Source organism: Streptomyces sp. YKOK-I1 (assembly GCF_054660435.1).
Map to the genome: position 1 here is coordinate 5,471,340 of NZ_BAAGDR010000001.1, position 16,098 is coordinate 5,487,437.

Here is a 16,098-nt window from a genome sequence, read left to right on the forward strand (position 1 = left end):
TCCTGGGGCCGGATCTCATGGGATCGGATACGGCTTGTTGTTGACCATCACGACGCCCTGGAGCAGCAGGGTCGCGGCCCGGATGCCCACGTTGGCGGTGGCGTTGACCTGCACGGTGCCGCCCGCGGTGACCGTGGCGGCGCCGCCCGCCTTCAGGCTGAGCGCGCCCAGCGCGTCCACGGACACAACACTGGTCAGCGACTTGAGGTTGACCGCCCCGGTGCCGCGGATGTCGAGCAGCCCGCCGCTCTTGATGGTGAGTTTGCGGCCCGCGCTCAGGGTGAGATCGGTGCCGGCCTCGACGGACACCGACCGGGTGCCCGTGATCTTGACGGTGCCCTTGCTGTCGACGGTGATCTCGGTCTGCGTACGGTCCAGGTTGATGACGAGCTTGTCGTCCCCGGAGGTGACCCGCACGCCCTGCTTGCGGCCGCCGGTCTTCTGGCTGAGCAGGTCGACGCGGTTGCCGTCGCGGTCGGAGAGGGTGTGCCGGGCGGCGCGCCGCCGGGCCCCGTCGTGCAGCGGCACGTCCTTCACCGGCGTCGGCTTGTCCTTGCCGTTGTAGAGACCGCCGAGGACGTACGGATGGTCGAGGGCGCCCCGGTCGAAGGCGACCAGCACCTCGTCGCCCACGTCGAGCGGGAAGATCGACCCGCCGTCCTTGCCGCCCCACTGCACGACCCGCGTCCAGTCGGAGATGTACACGTCGTCGAGCCAGGGGAACTGGAGCTTCACCCGGCCCTGCTTCAACGGGTCCTGTACGTCCGTCACCAGCGCGTTCGTCGTCCCGGGGAGGTGGAGCCCGTTGTGCGAGCCGGCGCCCCCGCCGCCGGAGGCGAGCCCGTACAGGGACCGCCACTGGCGCCCGCTGACCGTCACCCACGCCTCGTAGTGCTTGCCGTCGCCGAAGACGTGCCGTACCGAGGTGGCGGTGTACTTGCCCTCGAAGGGCGCGCCGACGTCGGCGAGGGTGACGGGCAGGCCCGGCCGCAGCTTCGGGGTGCCGCGCGCGATGACCTCCAGCTCGGCGAAGGACCCGGTGACGTCGTCGGCGAGGGCCTCGGCGGCGAACTTCACCTCCGACTGCCGGTCGTACGGCGTCTGCGCGTCGACCAGCTTCGCCGGCTTGAACTTGGCGGCCGCCTCGCCCGGTGTCGTCCCGATGCTGATGCCGGGGTTGGTGGTGGCGGGCGCGGTCGCGGTGAGCTTCTTCTTCGTCGTCACGTCCCAGCCGCGCGCCTCGACGGTGGCGACCTGCTCGGCGGTGGTGACGGCGGCCCGCAGCCGCAGGATGTCCGTACCGGCTTCGAGCACGTACGGGCTCTTCTCACCCGGCGTCGAGGTCGGCGGCGCCCCGGAGGCGGGGTCCGGCTTGACGAACTGGAACTTCCCCTTGGAGTCGACCGACATCACCATCTCGTTCTCGTCGGCGAGACGGGCGAGGAAGTCCCAGTCGGTGACATTGGCCTGGCTGATGAACTCGTAGACCGTCTTCGTCGACTGGATCCTCCCCACGGACACCCCGGCCTGCGCGGCGAGCTTGCGGGCGATGTCGGAGGCGCTCTGGTTGCGGTACGCGGCGATCCGGCGCTGGCGCATCAGGCGGTGGCCGGCGTCGTACCCCCGGATGACGGTGAAGGACCCGGTGCCGTCGTAGTCGGCCTCGAGGCCGCACACCTCTCCCGTGAACAGCGGATCCCCCGCGCCCTGCCCGTCGGCGATCGGCGTCAGCACCACCGGCGTCCCGAACTTGACGCCCAGCTTGCCGAGGACGAGCCGGTAGGGGTCGCGGAACGTCAGCCGGAAGGAGGCGGGCACCCCGAGCCCCTGGTCCACCCAGCCCTCCACCAGCAGCGGCGCGAAGTCGGGCGGCAGCGGACTGCCGCCCAGGGTGACCTTGATGATGTTGGAGAACGCGGTCGCCACCATCAGGAACGCACCTCCCCGGCGGACGGCAGGATCAGCTCGATGCCGGTGGGCAGCCGGGTCGGGTCGTCGATGCCGTTGGCCTCGGCGATGTCCCGCCAGGCGGCCGTGTCGCCGTACTCCCGCCAGGCCAGCGACTGGAGCGAGTCACCGGCCACCACCCGGTGCACCCGCTGCGCGGTCAGCGCGCCCGAGGTCGGGTTCTGCCCCTTGGTCTTGCTGGGGATCTCGTGCAGCCGCACCTGACAGATGGCGCGGATCGGCACACCGGTCGTGCCGAACAGGGTGTAGGAGACGTCGACGCTGCTGACGTACGCCGTGAAGTGGACCGTCGAGAACGACCCCCACTGGAACACCACCCACGGCGGGGACGGCTGGTTCGCGGCGATGCTGCCGGTGGTGACCTCGCAGCAGTCGAACAGCGACTCCACCTTCTGCATCACGGTGTTGCTGTCCGGCTGGTCGGAGGAGTCCAGGAAGATCTCCACGCTCATCTCGCGCGGCTCCGGCCCCATGAACTCCGGCTTGGATCCGTCCCGGACGGCCGCCGTCGGCGTCACCTTCCACAACGCCCGGCGCGCCACCTGCAACTGGGCCGGGTTGAACTCGAACTCGAAGGACTTGCGCAGCCCGCCCGGTGTGGTGCTGGTGCCGACCGGCGGTTCGTGGATCGAGAGGGTCGCGCGGACCAGGCTCTTGCCCGCCCCGCTCTTGCTGCCCTTGGCCATGTTCGTGTGTCCTCTTCCCGGCTTCTCGGCCTAGTCGGTGAAGCCGTGGTGCGTGATCTCCAGAACCTCCGTGGCGACGCCCGGGCTCTCGGGGTTCAGGGAGGGGCCCTGCCAGCTGACCGGCAGCACGTCGATGAGCCCCCACCGGGCCACCTCGGAGCCGTCCGCCCGCAGCGCCGCGATCTGCGCGGTCGGGCGGGTCACCCCGGTCGTGACCGAGGAGATCCACTTGGCCACCTTGGTGGTGTCCGGGGTGAGGGGGCGGGTGAGGCGGATGTTGGAGAACGTGACGCGGGAGGGGAGCGCCCAGACGAAGCCGTTGTTCCCGCCCTCCTGGCGGTGCTCGATCTCCACCTGGGAGGACAGGCCCTCGCACCCGTTGAAGTAACCGAGGCTCTCGCCGTCGATGGTCAGGGTGAAGAAGATGGTGGAGCCCGGGTCGAGATCGCGGGACATCGAGGGTCAGGCCTTTCGTGGGGCGCGGGTCGGGTGCCGGTCAGTGGCGGGGGTCGCGGAGTCTGCCGATGCGTTCGCGGTCCAGGCGGAGTTCGGTGCGCAGGAGGCGGGTGATACGGCCGGTGAGGCGGTGGGTCAACTCGTCGAGCTGGAAGTCGGTGAGGGAACGCGGGTCGAAGGCGGCGGGTGGAGCGGCGGCACTGTTCCGGGTCTCCGCGGGCTCGGGGGCGGGGGGCGCTTTCGGAGGGGTCCGGGGTGCGATCGGGGGGGTGGGGGGTGCGAGGCGCTGGATGGCGGGGGTGGAGGCGGGGGTGCCGGGGAGCGCGGGGGTGAGGTGCGGGGCGGTGGCGCGCTGGACGGTGGGAGTGGGCGCGGTGGGGGTGGCGGCGGCGGGTGCCTGGAGGGGCGGCGTGGTGAAGGTGACGGGGCGCGGCTGGACCACGGGGACGGGGTCCGTGCCGGGGGTGGGGCGGCGCAGAGGGACGGGGGCGGTGCGGGCGCGGCGCTGGACGGGGGGTGTGAGGGGGGCGGTCAGTGGTGGCTGGGGGGCGGGGGCGGGTGCGGGGGAAGTGGCTGCGGTGGCCGGGGGCGGGGCAGGGGAAGTGGCTGCGGTGGCCGGGGGCGGGGTGGGGGCGAAGGCGCGCTGGATCGCCTCCGGGACGGGGGTCGTGGGGGCGGTGGCCGGTGGCCGGGTGGGGGTCGTGGGGGGTGTGGCCGGTGGCCGGGTGGTGGTGGGGGTCAGGGCTCGCTGGATCGCCTCCGGGACAGGGGTGGTTCGGGTCGGGGTGGTGGGGGGTGCGACCGGCGGCCGGGTGGTGGGGGCCAGGGCTTGCTGGATCGCCTCGGGGACAGGGGTGGTTCGGGTCGGGGTGGTGGGGGGTGTGGCCGGTGGCCGGGTGGTGGCGGGGGCCAGGGCTCGCTGGATCGCCTCAGGGACAGGGGTGGTCGGCGGGGGAGCCGTGGCGGGTGCCGGAGCGGGGGTGGCCGGGCGGGCGGGCAGCGGGGCGCCGAGCGCGGAGGGCTTGGCGGCGGCGCGCTGTACGGCCGTGGGCGCGGGGGTGCCGGGGGTGGTGTGCGGCTGCACGGGGCGTGAACCGGCCGACGGGCGCAGGGAGTTGGTGGACGGTGGCAGAGGGGCGCCGAGGCCGGTGCGCGGGCGGGGGGTGGTGGCGGTCGGCGGGGGTGTGCCGGGCCGGGCGGTGGCGCGCTGTACGGGGTGGCCGACGGGGTTCGTGGTGCCGGGGTTCGAGCTGCCGGGCTCGTTCCGCGGGGGGTGCACGGGGGCCGCGGCCCGCTGGGGTGCGGGTGTCTCGGCCGGGGCGGCGGCAGGGGGCGCGGCGTGCGCTGCCGGCGGTGCAGGGGCGGGGGCCGGTGCGGTCATGGCTCGCTGGACGGGGTGCGGGGTGCCCTGTGCCGGGGTGGGGGCCGGTCGGCCGGTACGGCCGGTGGATGCCGGACGACCGGTTTCCGCTGCGGGGGTACGGCCTTCCTGGCGCCGGAGGGCGGGCGCGGGTACGTCGGTGACCGGGGCCGGGGGAACGGCCCGCTGGACGGACGGCTCGGGGACCGGCGTGGGTGCGGGGCCGGAGAGCTGCGGGGTGACGGCGGTCGTGGGCGCGCTCGGGGCCGTCCGGGAGGTTTCGGGCGCGGCCGCGCGCTGGAGGGGGACGTCGGATGCGGGCGTGGGGGTGAGGGGGGTCGGGGGAGCCGGTGAAGGCGTGCGCGGGGCCGAGGGGTTGGCCGGAGGCGGGACGGTGGGGGGTGTGGCCGTGAGGGGGTTCTGCGGTGCCGGTGAGGGCGCGCGCTGGACCGAGGGGTTGGCCGGAGACGCGGCGGTGGGAGGTGTGGGGGCGAGGGGGGCCCGCGGTGCCGGTGAAGCTGCGCGCTGGATCGGGGGGTTGGCCGGGGGCCGGGTGGCTGGGGGCCGCGAAGGGCCTTGCTGGACCGCGGAGTTGACCGAAGGCGGTGTGGAGGGCGCCGTGGAGGGCGCCGTGGAGGAGGACTGGGGTGCCGGCGCGGTCGCCCCGCCTCCGGCCGGGCGCGGGGAGGTCGAGGGTACGGCCGGTTGAACCTCCGGCGCGGGGGCGTCCTGGGGCGCGCGCGCAACCGCCCGCTGGACGGGGAGGCCGGCCGCAGGCGGGGCGACCGGGCCGGGTGTCTGACCTTGTACGGGGTGCCCGTCGGCTGTCCCCGCCGGGGGAACCGGGGCCGGTGCCGCCGAGGGGCGCGGGCCCGGGGCGGGTTCCTTGGCGGCCGCCGGACGGTCGCCCTCGGTGTCCTTGCTCCGGGGTGCGGCAGGCGCGGACGGGAGACGGGCGGGCAGCGTACGCCGCTGCACCGGGGCCGGGGCCGACCTGGTCAGGGGGACGGCGGGCGCCGCCGGACGCGCCGCCGCCGGGGACACCCGGATGCCCCGCGCCGGGGTGGCCGACGGCGGGGTCGCGGGGCGCACGGGGTGCCGTTGCACGACCGGGACGGGGGCAGGGGAAACCGAGGAGGACGACGGTGGGACGCCGGGACGGTTCGGGGGCACGGGCGCGGTCGACGACCCGGTCGGGGCCGACGGTGCGGCGCCGGGGAGGGCCGGGCGGGCCGAGGCGGCCGACGGGACCGGGCCGGACGGGGACGGCACGGCCACCGGAGCGACCGGCGAGGATCCCGACGGGGCCGCCGAGGCCCGCTGAACCACCGGCACGGCACCGGGGCCGCTCGGATGCGTGGGTACGGGCGACGACTGGCCCGGGAGGACAGGTCCCGCACCGGAACCGGGACCGGGCAGCGCGGACCGGACACCGGGGAGGACCGATGCGGCGCGCTGGATCGCCGGTCCCGGAGCCGGGAGTGTCCCTCCGGCCACTGGCCGTGCGGGTACCGCACGGGGACGTACCGCCGAAGCCCCTGACGGAGCGGCACCGTTCCCCGGACGCGCGGCCGGGAGCCCCGGCAGCGCGGAAGCGGCCCGGCTCGGCGCAGGCAGCCCCGACGCCACCCCGGGCACGGCTCGCTGTACGACGGGAACGGCCCGCTGAACGCCCGGTACGCCCCCGGGAAGTCCGGGAAGTCCGGGAAGTCCGGGTAGCCCGGGCACACTCCCCGGCAGCGGTGCCGTCTGCACCGGAACCGAACCCGCAACCGGACCCGAACCCGTGACCGGACCCGACGGAGTGGAAGGCGCAGCCGTCGAAGCAGACCGAGGCGCCCCCGCCCCGTTGCTCAGCAACCCGCCCGGGCTCCCGTCCAGGACCGTGAGGGGGCGTACGCCGGTGAAGGCCGGGTTCTGCCAGGTGGCCAGCCGCCCGCCGAACCCGGGGTCGGCGACCCCCGCCGTACCGGACGCCACCGCCCGCTGGATCGGAGGCAGCCGGGTCCAGGACGCCGCCACCACGGGCCCGGCGCCCGCAGCGGACGTCCCGCCACTCACCGTCCCGCCGCTCTCCGTCCCGGAACTCACCGCTCCCGGAGCCGCGGCCGCCACCGGCGACTCCGCGGCCCGTCGCCCACCGCCCCGGAATCGATCCAGAAGACCCACCGGTCAGCCCTCCGTTCCGCCCCGGGTGACCAGGGTGCCGATGTGGTCCGTCCAGCGGCGGCGGTCGTGGTGTTCCAGGTCCAGGATGTCGTCCAGGGACCAGTGGAAGTGGTAGGCGACGTACGCGATCTCCTCGTGCAGCCGGTCGGTCGCGTACGTCACGATTCCCCCAGGCGGCTCCCGCCCAGTTCCACCTCGAAGGGCTCCGCGCAGTGCGGGCACTCCACGGACGCGCGGGTGTGGCCCTCGGCGTTGATCTGGCGGTAGAAGTCCTGGAGGAAGGCGAGGTCGGAGGCGAACATGTTCTCCACCACGCCGTCGTGGACGAGGGGGAGCGTGCCGAGGCGGGTGATGACCCGGCCCAGGAGCACCACCGACAGATACGCCGGGTTCTCCTGGACGCGGATGTCCCGCAACGGCACCAGCTCGTCCCGTGCCGTCGACAGCCGCATCACACCGTCGCGGTGGACGGTGCCCGCCTCGTCGACGTACCCGCGCGGCAGCTCGAAGGCGAACTCCGTCTGCAGGGTCTGCCGTTGCACCGGGGCCGGCGCGGGCGCCGAGGGCGGGAGCGGGGCGGCCTCCTGAGAGGGCTGCTCCACCTCCGCCTGCGGCGCCCGCACAGCCGTACGCCGCATTACTCGATGACCAGTTCTTCGAACGTGATCGTCACGGTCTCGGTCAGCGCCGACGCCTCGCCCGCCTTCACGGTGCTGGTGTCGATCTTGCTGCACCAGGCGTTGCGCATGTTGTACCGCTTGACCGGGTTGTTCATGTAGTCCATCACCATGATCGTGGCGTTCTTGCGGGCGGAGCCCATCGAGCCGTTGATCGACTCGGTGATCCACTGGTTGAACGCCGCGGACTGGGTCATACCGCGCACGACGGTGCAGGTGCCCGCCTTCTTCACGCCCGGCAGCTTCTTGGTGACCGGCTTGCCCTGCGCGGAGACCTGCTGGTACTCGATGACGTCCTGTTCGATGCTGAGGCCGCTGACCTCGGCGAGGTACTCGACCATCACGCCGTCGATCTGGAGCCCGAAATTGTGCGAAGTAAGGGCGTCACCCGGCTGGAGGCTCATCTGGGTTTCCTTCTAGGGGAGTTGACTGCGGTGCGGTGGACGGCGAGGGGTGTCTACTCCTCCAGCTCCCCGTTGCCGCTGGAGAACTGCGCCAGCCGGAAGATCACGAACTCGGCCGGCTTGACCGGCGCGATACCGATCTCGCACACCACCCGGCCGACGTCGACCGACTCCGGCGGGTTGGTCTCCTCGTCGCACTTGACGTAGTACGCGTCCTCGGGCTTGGCGCCGAACAGGGCGCCGCTGCGCCACTCGTTGACCAGGAACGCCGAGACGTTGCGCCGGATCCGGGCCCACAGGGCGTGGTCGTTCGGCTCGAACACCACCCACTGGGTGCCGATCAGGATCGACTCCTCCAGGTAGTTGAAGTACCGGCGGACGTTGAGGTAGCGCCAGGCCGGGTCGGAGGACAGGGTGCGGGCGCCCCAGATGCGGATGCCCCGGCCGGGGAACGCGCGGATGCAGTTCACACCGATGGGGTTGAGGAGGTCCTGCTCACCCCGGGTGATCTGGATCTCCAGGTCCACCGCGCCGCGCACGACCTCGTTGGCGGGGGCCTTGTGCACACCGCGCTCGAAGTCGTTGCGGGCCCACACGCCGGCGACGTGGCCGCTCGGCGGGATCAGCCGGGACTGGCCGGAGGCCGGGTCGAAGGACTTGATCCAGGGGTAGTACAGGGCGGCGTACTTGGAGTCGTAGCCGGCCGTCTCCTGGCGCCAGACGCGGATCTGGCGGGCGTTGAGGCCCGGCGGCGGGTCGATGATCGCGACGCGGTCGCCCATCAGCTCGCAGTGCGCGATCAGACCGAGCTGGACGGCCTTGACCTGCTCCAGGTCGATCGCGCCGCGCTGGTAGGCGGCCATCAGGTCGGGCACCGCGACCATGGAGATCTCGTCGACGGCCTCCAGGCCGCCGAAGCCGGTGCGGTCGGCGCTGTCGCCGAGGTACTGGGCGGGGCCGACGGTCACGGTGTCGTCGGCGGCCGGGACGGCGGGCGCGGCGGCGGAGGCCGACGGCAGCGCGACGGTCTGGTTGTCCGGGCGGGCGAGCTGCGCGGCGGGCGCGGCCTCGGCCACGGCGATGAACCGGGACCGCTCCTTGACCTGGGTGACGACGTAGGCGCGGTTGCCCTTCTTGGCGCTGACGTCGAAGGTCTCGACCGGCTGGTCGCCGTCCTTGACGATCAGCTTGAACCGCTCGGCGGGGCCCTCGCCCTCCGCGTCCGCGACCTCGACGCTCAGGTTGCCCGGCGCCGTCGCGGTCACGGAGAAGGTGCCGAGCTGCTTCGGCTCACCGGCGGGCAGCGCGGCCGGGGCGGCCGAACCGGTCACCGCGGAGGGGGACTTGCTGTCGCCCGCCGCGCCCGCCGCGGAACCGCCGACGCGGACGACGTACGCCGCCGAACCGCCGTTGTTGAAGAAGCCGTAGACGGAGTGCGCCAGGTAGTACCCGTCGGTGAAGTCACCGAACGCCGCGACGTACTGGGTCCAGTTGGTCACCAGGGTCGGCTCGTTGAGCGGGCCGGTCGGGGCGAGCCCGACGAAGGCCGCCACCGAGGTGCCCACCCCCTCGATCGGGCGGGAGCCGCTGGCCACCTCCTCGACGTATACGCCGGGCGACAGGTAGGACGGCATGCTGTGCTCTCCTCGGGGTACGCGTCAGGACGTTCCCACCGTCACGCGCGAAGCGCGTCGCCCGAAACGGCCTTCGGTGCAGGTCCCGGGGCACAGTCGGTGCCCGGTCGGGCAATCGGGGCCCGGGGGGCGGCGGCCCGCGGGGCGGGGGTGAGGGGCTCCGGCGGAACTCCCGCCGGGCCTCGTGGCCGGACCTGGGGGCCTGTCCGGCCGGGAGGGCACCCGGTGCGGTCCTGCCGGGCAGCCGCTCTGCCCCATGGCCTCTGACCCCGGTCGACGGCCACACCGTAGCGTCGGTGCGTGAGCCTGTGGACCTCTCTCGAACCCGCCTCCGTCACCGTCGACCCCGGCAGCCGGGCGACCGTACGGCTGCGGGTGCGCAACACCGGTGATGTCGTCGACGAGTACCGTTTCGAGCCCGTCGGGGATGTCGCGCCCTGGACGACGGTGGAGCCGCAGACGCTGCGGCTGTACCCGGGGACGACCGGCACGGTGGAGCTGAGCTTCGCCCCGCCCCGCACCTCGGACGCGACGGCGGGGCCCAACCCGTACGCCGTGCGGATCACGCCGACCGAGCACCCGGACGCGGTGACCGTGCCGGAGGGGAATCTGACGATCACCGCCTTCACGGAGGTGCGGGCCGAGCTGGTGCCGCCGACCGTGAAGGGACGGCTCAAGGGCCGGCCGCGGCTCGCGATCGACAACCTCGGCAACACCAAGGTGACCGCCTCCCTCAGCGGCGGCGACAACGGCGACCGGCTCCAGTACGAACTCCAGCCCGCCAATGTGCAGATCGAGCCCGGCCGGGCCGTGTTCGTGGACACCACGCTGCGGCCCCGGCAGATCATCTGGTTCGGCTCCAAGGAGGAACAGCCCTACCGGCTGGCCGTACGGCGGTCGGGGGCGCAGCCGCTGGAGGTCGACGGTACGTTCGTGCAGCGCGGGTTCCTGCCGCGCTGGCTGGCGACCGCGCTGAGCGTCACGATGGCGCTGGCGATCGCGTTCGTGATGATCTGGCTGGCGTACAAGCCGCAGGTGCGGTCCCTCGCGACGGAGAAGCTCGCGGAGGCCGGCGCCACCGCGCTGCCCAGCCCCTCGGCGCCCATCGAGAGCGCGCCGCCCGCCGCCGCGACCAGCGCGGCCGCGGCGCCGGAGGTCCCCGCGGACACCGGCGGCGCCGCGACGGCCGGGACCGGCAGCGGAAGCGGCTCGGGCAGCGGCAGTGGCAGCGGGAGCGGCGGGGGTTCGTCGAGCACGACCGTCAAGCCGAAGAAGCAGACCGCCGCGGACGCGGTGCAGGCACTGGCGGCGCGCAGCGACGGCCGGCACATCTGCTACCGCGCCTATGTCGCCGACCGCGGCTGGCAGGACCCGGTGTGCGACGGCGCGATCGCCGGTACGACCGGCAAGGGCCTGCCCATCAAGGAGCTGAACATCGCCACGGTGGGCACCAAGGGCGTCAACGGCAACGGCGCCCATGTGACCGAGGGCTGGCTGACCGGCTCCAAGTGGTCGAGCGCGGCCGACGGCGCCGACATGTACATCGGCAGCCTCAAGGAGGCGGTCTCGCCCCTCCAGGGCTTCACCATCGGGTTGGGCGACGGCAGCTCGGTCTGCCAGAACGCGCACATCAAGGACAAGGGCTGGCGCGGCGTGGGCTGCTCGGACCCCAACGCGAAGGACAAGTGGATCTACGGCGGCAGCCCCATGGACTGGAAACTCCAGCTGGAGGCGGTCCGCTTCACCCTGTGAGGCCGCCGCACCGGCGCCTCATCGTCCAGGAATCGTCGAAAGGGCCCGTGAGGTGACTCTGTGGACTTCTCTAGAACCGGCGGCCGCGACCGTCGACCCCGGCAGCAGTACGACCGTACGGCTGCGGGTGCGCAACACCGGTGATGTCGTCGACGAGTACCGTTTCGAGCCCGTCGGGGACGTCGCGCCCTGGACCACGGTGGAGCCGCAGACGCTGCGGCTGTATCCGGGGACGACGGGGACGGTCGAGCTGACCTTCGCCCCGCCGCGCAGCCCGGACGCGGTCGCGGGGCCGAATCCGTACGCCGTGCGGATCACGCCGACCGAGCATCCGGACGCGACGACGGTGCCGGAGGGGAATCTGACGATCACCCCGTTCACGGAGGTGCGGGCCGAGCTGGTGCCGCCGACCGTGAAGGGGCGGTTCCGGGGCCGGCCGCGGCTGGCGATCGACAACCTCGGCAACAGCAGGGTCACCGCGTCCGTCGCGGGGGCGGACACCGGTGACAACCTGGCGTACGAGTTCCGGCCGGGCAATGTGCAGATCGAGCCGGGGCGCGCCGTGTTCGTGGACACCACGCTGCGGCCCCGGCAGATCATCTGGTTCGGGTCCAAGGAGCAGCGGCCGTACGCGCTGAGCGTGCAGCGTTCGGGGGCGGCGCCGCTCTCGGTGGACGGTACGTTCGTGCAGCGCGGGTTCCTGCCGCGCTGGCTGGCGACGACGCTGAGCATCGCGATGGCACTGACGATCGCGTTCGTGATGATCTGGCTGGCGTACAAGCCGCAGGTGCGGTCCCTCGCCTCGGAGAAGATGGTCGAGGTCAACGGCTCCGCGCTGCCGAGCCCCTCGGTGGCGGCGCCGTCCGCGCCGAAGACCGACTCCTCCGCGCAGGCGCCCGCGGACCAGCCGGCCGCGTCCGCCCCGGCGCAGAACAGCGACAGCGGCGGCTCGGGCTCCGGTTCCGGGTCGGGGTCCGGCGGCGGGTCGGGCGGCTCGTCGGGGTCGAGCGGTGGCGGGGGCGGTTCCGACGACTCGGACGACCAGACCGAGGTGGCCGGGCAGCTGATCATCGGGAAGGGCTCCAACCGGTGCGTCGACGTCACCGACGCGCAGAACGGCAAGGGCAAGGACGGCACCCCGCTCCAGATCTGGGACTGCGCGGGTTCCGCCAACCAGAAGTGGGACTTCCGCAGCGACGGTACGGTCCGCGCGCTCGGTCTGTGCATGGACGTCGCCTGGGGGTCGAAGGACGACGGCGCGGTCATCCAGCTCGCGAACTGCAGCGGCAACCCCGCCCAGCAGTTCGTGCTGAGCGACGCCGGTGACCTGGTCAACCCGCAGTCGGACAAATGCGTGGACGTCAAGGACAACGGGACCGGCAACGGGGCGAAGCTCCAGCAGTGGACCTGCTCGGGGACGCCCAACCAGAAGTGGCGCGTGGAGTGAGCGGGTGGGCGGGGCTCACCAGTTGGCCTCGCCCGGTACCAGGCGGCCCGCCTTGCGGTACTCGCGGCGGGCCCCCTCCAGCAGGTCGCCGTCGCCCACCGGCTCGCCCCGTCCGGCGGCCAGGTAGGCGGCGGTGACGACCGCGCTGCGGATCGATCCGCCCGCCAGCTCGAACTCCCCGGCCAGCGGGGTCGGGTCGACTCCCTCGGCGCAGGGCACATGGACGAGTCCGTGCCGCCACAGGGCGAGCCGCTGCTCCCGGTCCGGGAACGGGAAGTCGATCACCAGGTCGAGCCGGCGGGTGAACGCCTCGTCGATGTTGGCGCGCAGGTTGGTGGTGAGCAGCGCGATCCCGTCGAAGGACTCCAGGCGCTGGAGCAGATAGGCGCTCTCCATGTTGGCGTACCGGTCGTGGGAGTCCTTCACCTCGGAGCGCTTGCCGAAGACGGCGTCGGCCTCGTCGAAGAGCAGGACGGCGTCGGTGCGGTCCGCCTCGGTGAAGATGCGCTCCAGGTTCTTCTCGGTCTCGCCGACGTACTTGTCGACGACCGAGGACAGCTGGACGACGTACAGGTCGAGGCCGAGTTCGGCGGCGACGACCTCGGCGGACAGGGTCTTGCCGGTCCCGGACTCGCCCGCGAACAGTCCGAGTACGCCCCTTCCCCGTCCGCCGCCCGCGCTGAGCCGCCAGTCGCCGAGGACGCGGTCGCGGTGGCGGGCGCGCAGGGCGAGTTCATGGAGCTGGGTGAGGGGGCGGTCGGGAAGGACGAGGTCGGTCCAGCCGACGTCGGGGCGGATGCGGCGGGCGTGCTTCTCCAGTCCGGACGCGGACTGCTGGCGGGCGGCGAGCCGGATGTGGCCGGGGGCGAGGGGGACGCCCTCGAAGGCGGCGAGGGCTTGTGCGGCCCGCGCGGCCCGTGCGACCCGGTCGCCGCCGAGGCGGTAGGGGGCCACGGCGGCGGCGAGATCGAAGCCGGGTCGGTCGGGGGCGGGCCCGGCGGGGGCCGGTTCCCGCCGGGGTACGCCGAGTTCCGTCTCCCAGAGTTCCGTGCCGCCCGCGCTGCGGCGGGGGGCGTCCAGGACCAGGGGGTCGGTGGGGGACCAGTGGGGGTCGTAGGGGCGGGGGTCCGTGAGGAGGACCGTCACGTCCGGTGCGGCGGCCAACGCGGCCACCAGTGGGGCCGGTTGTGCGGGGAGACCGGTCACCACGACCACCCGTCCGGTCAGCCGGGCCTCGCGCAGGAGGGCGGGGAGCTGGTCGGTGGGGCCGGTGAAGCGCAGGGCGTCGGCGCCGGCCGTGTGCAGGGCGGTGGCGAGCGCGGCCAGGCCGTCGCCCTCGCGGTGTTCGCGGAGGTAGGCGGTGAGGGGGCCGTGCCGGAGCCGGTCGGCGAGCCGGTCGGCGAGGCGGGCGGCGAAGGGGGCGGTGGGGTGGCTGGTCGGGGGGTGTGGCAGCGGGTGCAGGTGGCCGTGCAGGGACGCGTCGGGGGTCGGGTCGCCGAGGAGATGCGCGAGGACCCGGTCCGGGACGCGCAACGAGCGGGAAAGGAAGGGGCGTTCGGGTTCCTCGACCTCCAGCAGGCCCAGTGCGGACAGGGGGGCCGAGGCGTGGAAGCGGGCCCGGGCCGACGCGAGGTGGGGAGGCGCCCCGCACAGCTCCAGCGCGAGCCCGACGGTCGCCCGGCGCCTGCTGACGTCGTCGTTGAGGTAGCCGTACAGCGGCTCGAACGTCCGGTCCAGATCGGGCGCGAGGGCGACGAGGAGTACGGCGAGATCGAGCGCGGTGAGGGGGAGGCGGGCGGCGAGGGCGGTGAGGCGGTCGGCGGGCGCGTCCGCGGGCGGATCCGCCGGGGGGACCGGCCCACGGCCCAGCAGGTGCCGTACCGCCTCCTCGGAGAGGTACAGCCCGCGCAGCGGGTCGTCGGCCGTGGGATCCCCGACGGCCCGCCGGTCCACCAGCCCGGCCACCCGCTCGCGCAGGGCACCGAGGCGGGCGAGCAGGGCGGCGGAGTGGTCTGTGCTGTCCGTCGGGTACGCGGCGAGGGCCGTCGTGGCGGTCATCGGCCGTTCTTCTTCGCGGCGGCGCCGGTCTCCCGGGCCTCGCGGGCCGCCTCCAGGTGGTGGGGGCGGTGGGCGCGGCCCTCGTCCTGCGGGGGGTCGCCTTCGAGGCCGGCGACGCGGACGAGGGCGCCCTCGGTGACCGGCGGGCCCGCGTCGTACTCGGGGTAGGCCGGGAAGGGGGCCGTCACCACCAGGTCCAGGGAGGGCTTGAGCTCGCCGCCGAGGGCGGACCAGATCTCGGCGAGGGAACGGGTCTCGGTCTGGACGCCGGCCACGTTCACATGGACCGCGAGCCCCAAGGTGCCCAGGGCGCCGGGGAGTTCGTCGGCGGCCAGGATCTCGCGCGGGATGAGGTTGGCCAACACGGCGGAAAGCAGCCGGTGTTCGTCCTGTGGAGTTTTCGTCCAGGCGGTCACGAGGTAGGAAAGTCTGAACCAGCGCGGCGGCTGACGCCGTTTCACCACGACGTCCCGCTCGTCACGCACCGCGACCTGTCCGCGCTGGCGGCGGGCCACGTCCTCCCGGATGTCGTACAGATAGGCGTTGACGACAGGGGAGTTGCGCCGGGCCGCCCAGTCACGGGTGGGTGCCTCGAAGGAGACGTCGATGCCGGAGCCGGTCAGCGCGCCCCCGCCGAGCAGGCCCTTGAGGACCTCGTCGACCTCGTGGATCACCCTCGCGCTCCTCCGTCACCCGTACCGCGGAACCCCCTTGGAACCCCTTTGACCGATCGTGCCCGTGACCGGCCGGGTTCCGCAGGCGCGCCGGGGTCGGCGGCCGGGCACGACACGCTGCCCGCGTGTTCTCCTTCGAGTGCCCGTTCGGTCAGATGTAGCCTTCCCGGAGGGCATATGCCACCGCATGCGCCCGGTTCCGCAGATGCAGGCGCGTCGTGAGTCCGTGCATCACGTTCTTGACGGTTCGTTCGGAGTAGGACAGCTTGCTGGCGATCTCTCCGGTGTCGAGGCCCTCGGCGACCAGCCGCAGGACGTCCACCTCCCGTGGCGCGAGCCCCAACGAGGGCGCGCCCGGGCGCCCTGCCGCGCCCCGGTGCAGCGTGCCGACCTGGCTGATCAGTCTGCCCAGCAGATCGGAGGGCAGGTCGCCGTCGCCGCGCGCGGCCGCGAGGACCGCCTGCACCAGCCGGTGCGCGGTGGCCTCCCGGCGCCAGACGATCGCCCCGACCCCGCACTCGATGACATCGAGCAGCTCGGTCTCGCGGATCGCGCCCACCACGAGCACCACCCGGGTGCCCTCGGTCCGGGTGATCCTGCGCAGCCGGGCCAGCGCGGTGTCGTCGAGGGTGTCCTCGACGAGCAGCGCGACCGTGCCGGGTGTGGGCGTGGGCTCCTCGCGGACCTCGATCTCCGGCCGGCCGCGCAGCTGGCTCGCGGCGCCCTCCCGGGAGATGGGGTCGGGGGCGAGGACGGCGACGGGCAGGCGCCGCCTGACGTTCGGCGTGCCGGTGTCCGGTGTCCGGGTGTCCG

The 16,098-nt window shown here is 73.7% G+C and carries 14 protein-coding genes; 3 read left to right on the forward strand and 11 right to left on the reverse strand.

The genetic code is table 11. The annotated features are described in order from the left end of the window. Positions 1 to 15: 15 nt before the first annotated feature. Genes ACYQ8Q_RS24350 through ACYQ8Q_RS24365 form a run of 4 tightly spaced genes read right to left on the reverse strand, consistent with a single transcriptional unit; the run spans position 16 to position 4,491 of the window. Positions 16 to 1,929 carry a VgrG-related protein gene (locus tag ACYQ8Q_RS24350; protein WP_460067845.1) on the reverse strand — a complete coding sequence of 638 codons (1,914 nt, stop codon included), beginning with the start codon at positions 1,927 to 1,929 and terminating at the stop codon, positions 16 to 18. Beyond that, the gene (locus ACYQ8Q_RS24355) at positions 1,929 to 2,654 is read right to left on the reverse strand and encodes a CIS tube protein (RefSeq protein ID WP_460067846.1); all 726 of its coding nucleotides are present in this window, start codon (positions 2,652 to 2,654) and stop codon (positions 1,929 to 1,931) included. The genes ACYQ8Q_RS24350 and ACYQ8Q_RS24355 overlap by 1 nt, the downstream gene beginning before the upstream one ends. 30 nt (positions 2,655 to 2,684) lie before the next feature. After that, positions 2,685 to 3,110, reverse strand: a complete 426-nt coding sequence (locus ACYQ8Q_RS24360) for a phage tail protein (RefSeq protein WP_460067847.1) — start codon at positions 3,108 to 3,110, stop codon at positions 2,685 to 2,687. Between the two features lie 40 nt (positions 3,111 to 3,150). Beyond that, entirely contained in the window at positions 3,151 to 4,491 is a 1,341-nt protein-coding gene (locus ACYQ8Q_RS24365) for a hypothetical protein (RefSeq protein ID WP_460067848.1), read from the reverse strand. 892 nt (positions 4,492 to 5,383) lie between these two features. Here ACYQ8Q_RS24365 and ACYQ8Q_RS24370 point away from each other — a divergent pair. Next, positions 5,384 to 5,794, forward strand: a complete 411-nt coding sequence (locus ACYQ8Q_RS24370) for a hypothetical protein (RefSeq protein WP_460067849.1) — start codon at positions 5,384 to 5,386, stop codon at positions 5,792 to 5,794. Between the two features lie 848 nt (positions 5,795 to 6,642). On the opposite strand, the gene ACYQ8Q_RS24375 is transcribed toward ACYQ8Q_RS24370, so the two are convergent. From ACYQ8Q_RS24375 to ACYQ8Q_RS24390, 4 genes are read right to left on the reverse strand one after another with little or no spacing between them, the layout of a single operon-like run. Next, on the reverse strand, positions 6,643 to 6,801 hold the full coding sequence (locus tag ACYQ8Q_RS24375; RefSeq protein WP_099054051.1) for a DUF6760 family protein: 159 nt from the start codon (positions 6,799 to 6,801) through the stop codon (positions 6,643 to 6,645). Next, positions 6,798 to 7,277 carry a hypothetical protein gene (locus tag ACYQ8Q_RS24380; protein ID WP_055636447.1) on the reverse strand — a complete coding sequence of 160 codons (480 nt, stop codon included), beginning with the start codon at positions 7,275 to 7,277 and terminating at the stop codon, positions 6,798 to 6,800. Before ACYQ8Q_RS24380 ends, ACYQ8Q_RS24375 begins: the two co-directional genes overlap by 4 nt. Continuing rightward, positions 7,277 to 7,720: a phage tail protein gene (locus ACYQ8Q_RS24385; protein ID WP_055636448.1), complete on the reverse strand. Its 444-nt coding sequence runs from the start codon at positions 7,718 to 7,720 to the stop codon at positions 7,277 to 7,279. Before ACYQ8Q_RS24385 ends, ACYQ8Q_RS24380 begins: the two co-directional genes overlap by 1 nt. A gap of 53 nt (positions 7,721 to 7,773) precedes the next feature. Beyond that, positions 7,774 to 9,354 (reverse strand): phage tail sheath subtilisin-like domain-containing protein, encoded by a 1,581-nt coding sequence (locus ACYQ8Q_RS24390; protein WP_460067851.1) that lies wholly within the window; start codon positions 9,352 to 9,354, stop codon positions 7,774 to 7,776. Between the two features lie 300 nt (positions 9,355 to 9,654). Here ACYQ8Q_RS24390 and ACYQ8Q_RS24395 point away from each other — a divergent pair, with 300 nt between their 5' ends. After that, positions 9,655 to 11,106 carry a hydrolase gene (locus ACYQ8Q_RS24395; RefSeq protein WP_460067853.1) on the forward strand — a complete coding sequence of 484 codons (1,452 nt, stop codon included), beginning with the start codon at positions 9,655 to 9,657 and terminating at the stop codon, positions 11,104 to 11,106. A 52-nt stretch (positions 11,107 to 11,158) separates the two neighbouring features. Next, positions 11,159 to 12,553, forward strand: coding sequence for a ricin-type beta-trefoil lectin domain protein (locus ACYQ8Q_RS24400; RefSeq protein WP_460067854.1), 1,395 nt, complete (start codon positions 11,159 to 11,161; stop codon positions 12,551 to 12,553). A gap of 15 nt (positions 12,554 to 12,568) precedes the next feature. On the opposite strand, the gene ACYQ8Q_RS24405 is transcribed toward ACYQ8Q_RS24400, so the two are convergent. From ACYQ8Q_RS24405 to ACYQ8Q_RS24415, 3 genes are all read right to left on the reverse strand, one after another. Beyond that, positions 12,569 to 14,611, reverse strand: coding sequence for an ATP-binding protein (locus ACYQ8Q_RS24405; RefSeq protein WP_460067855.1), 2,043 nt, complete (start codon positions 14,609 to 14,611; stop codon positions 12,569 to 12,571). Then, a complete protein-coding gene (locus ACYQ8Q_RS24410; protein WP_460067857.1) occupies positions 14,608 to 15,285 on the reverse strand; it encodes a DUF4255 domain-containing protein in 678 nt (225 codons plus the stop codon). The genes ACYQ8Q_RS24405 and ACYQ8Q_RS24410 overlap by 4 nt, the downstream gene beginning before the upstream one ends. 151 nt (positions 15,286 to 15,436) lie before the next feature. Next, positions 15,437 to 16,051 carry a helix-turn-helix transcriptional regulator gene (locus ACYQ8Q_RS24415; RefSeq protein WP_055632411.1) on the reverse strand — a complete coding sequence of 205 codons (615 nt, stop codon included), beginning with the start codon at positions 16,049 to 16,051 and terminating at the stop codon, positions 15,437 to 15,439. Positions 16,052 to 16,098 lie beyond the last annotated feature (47 nt).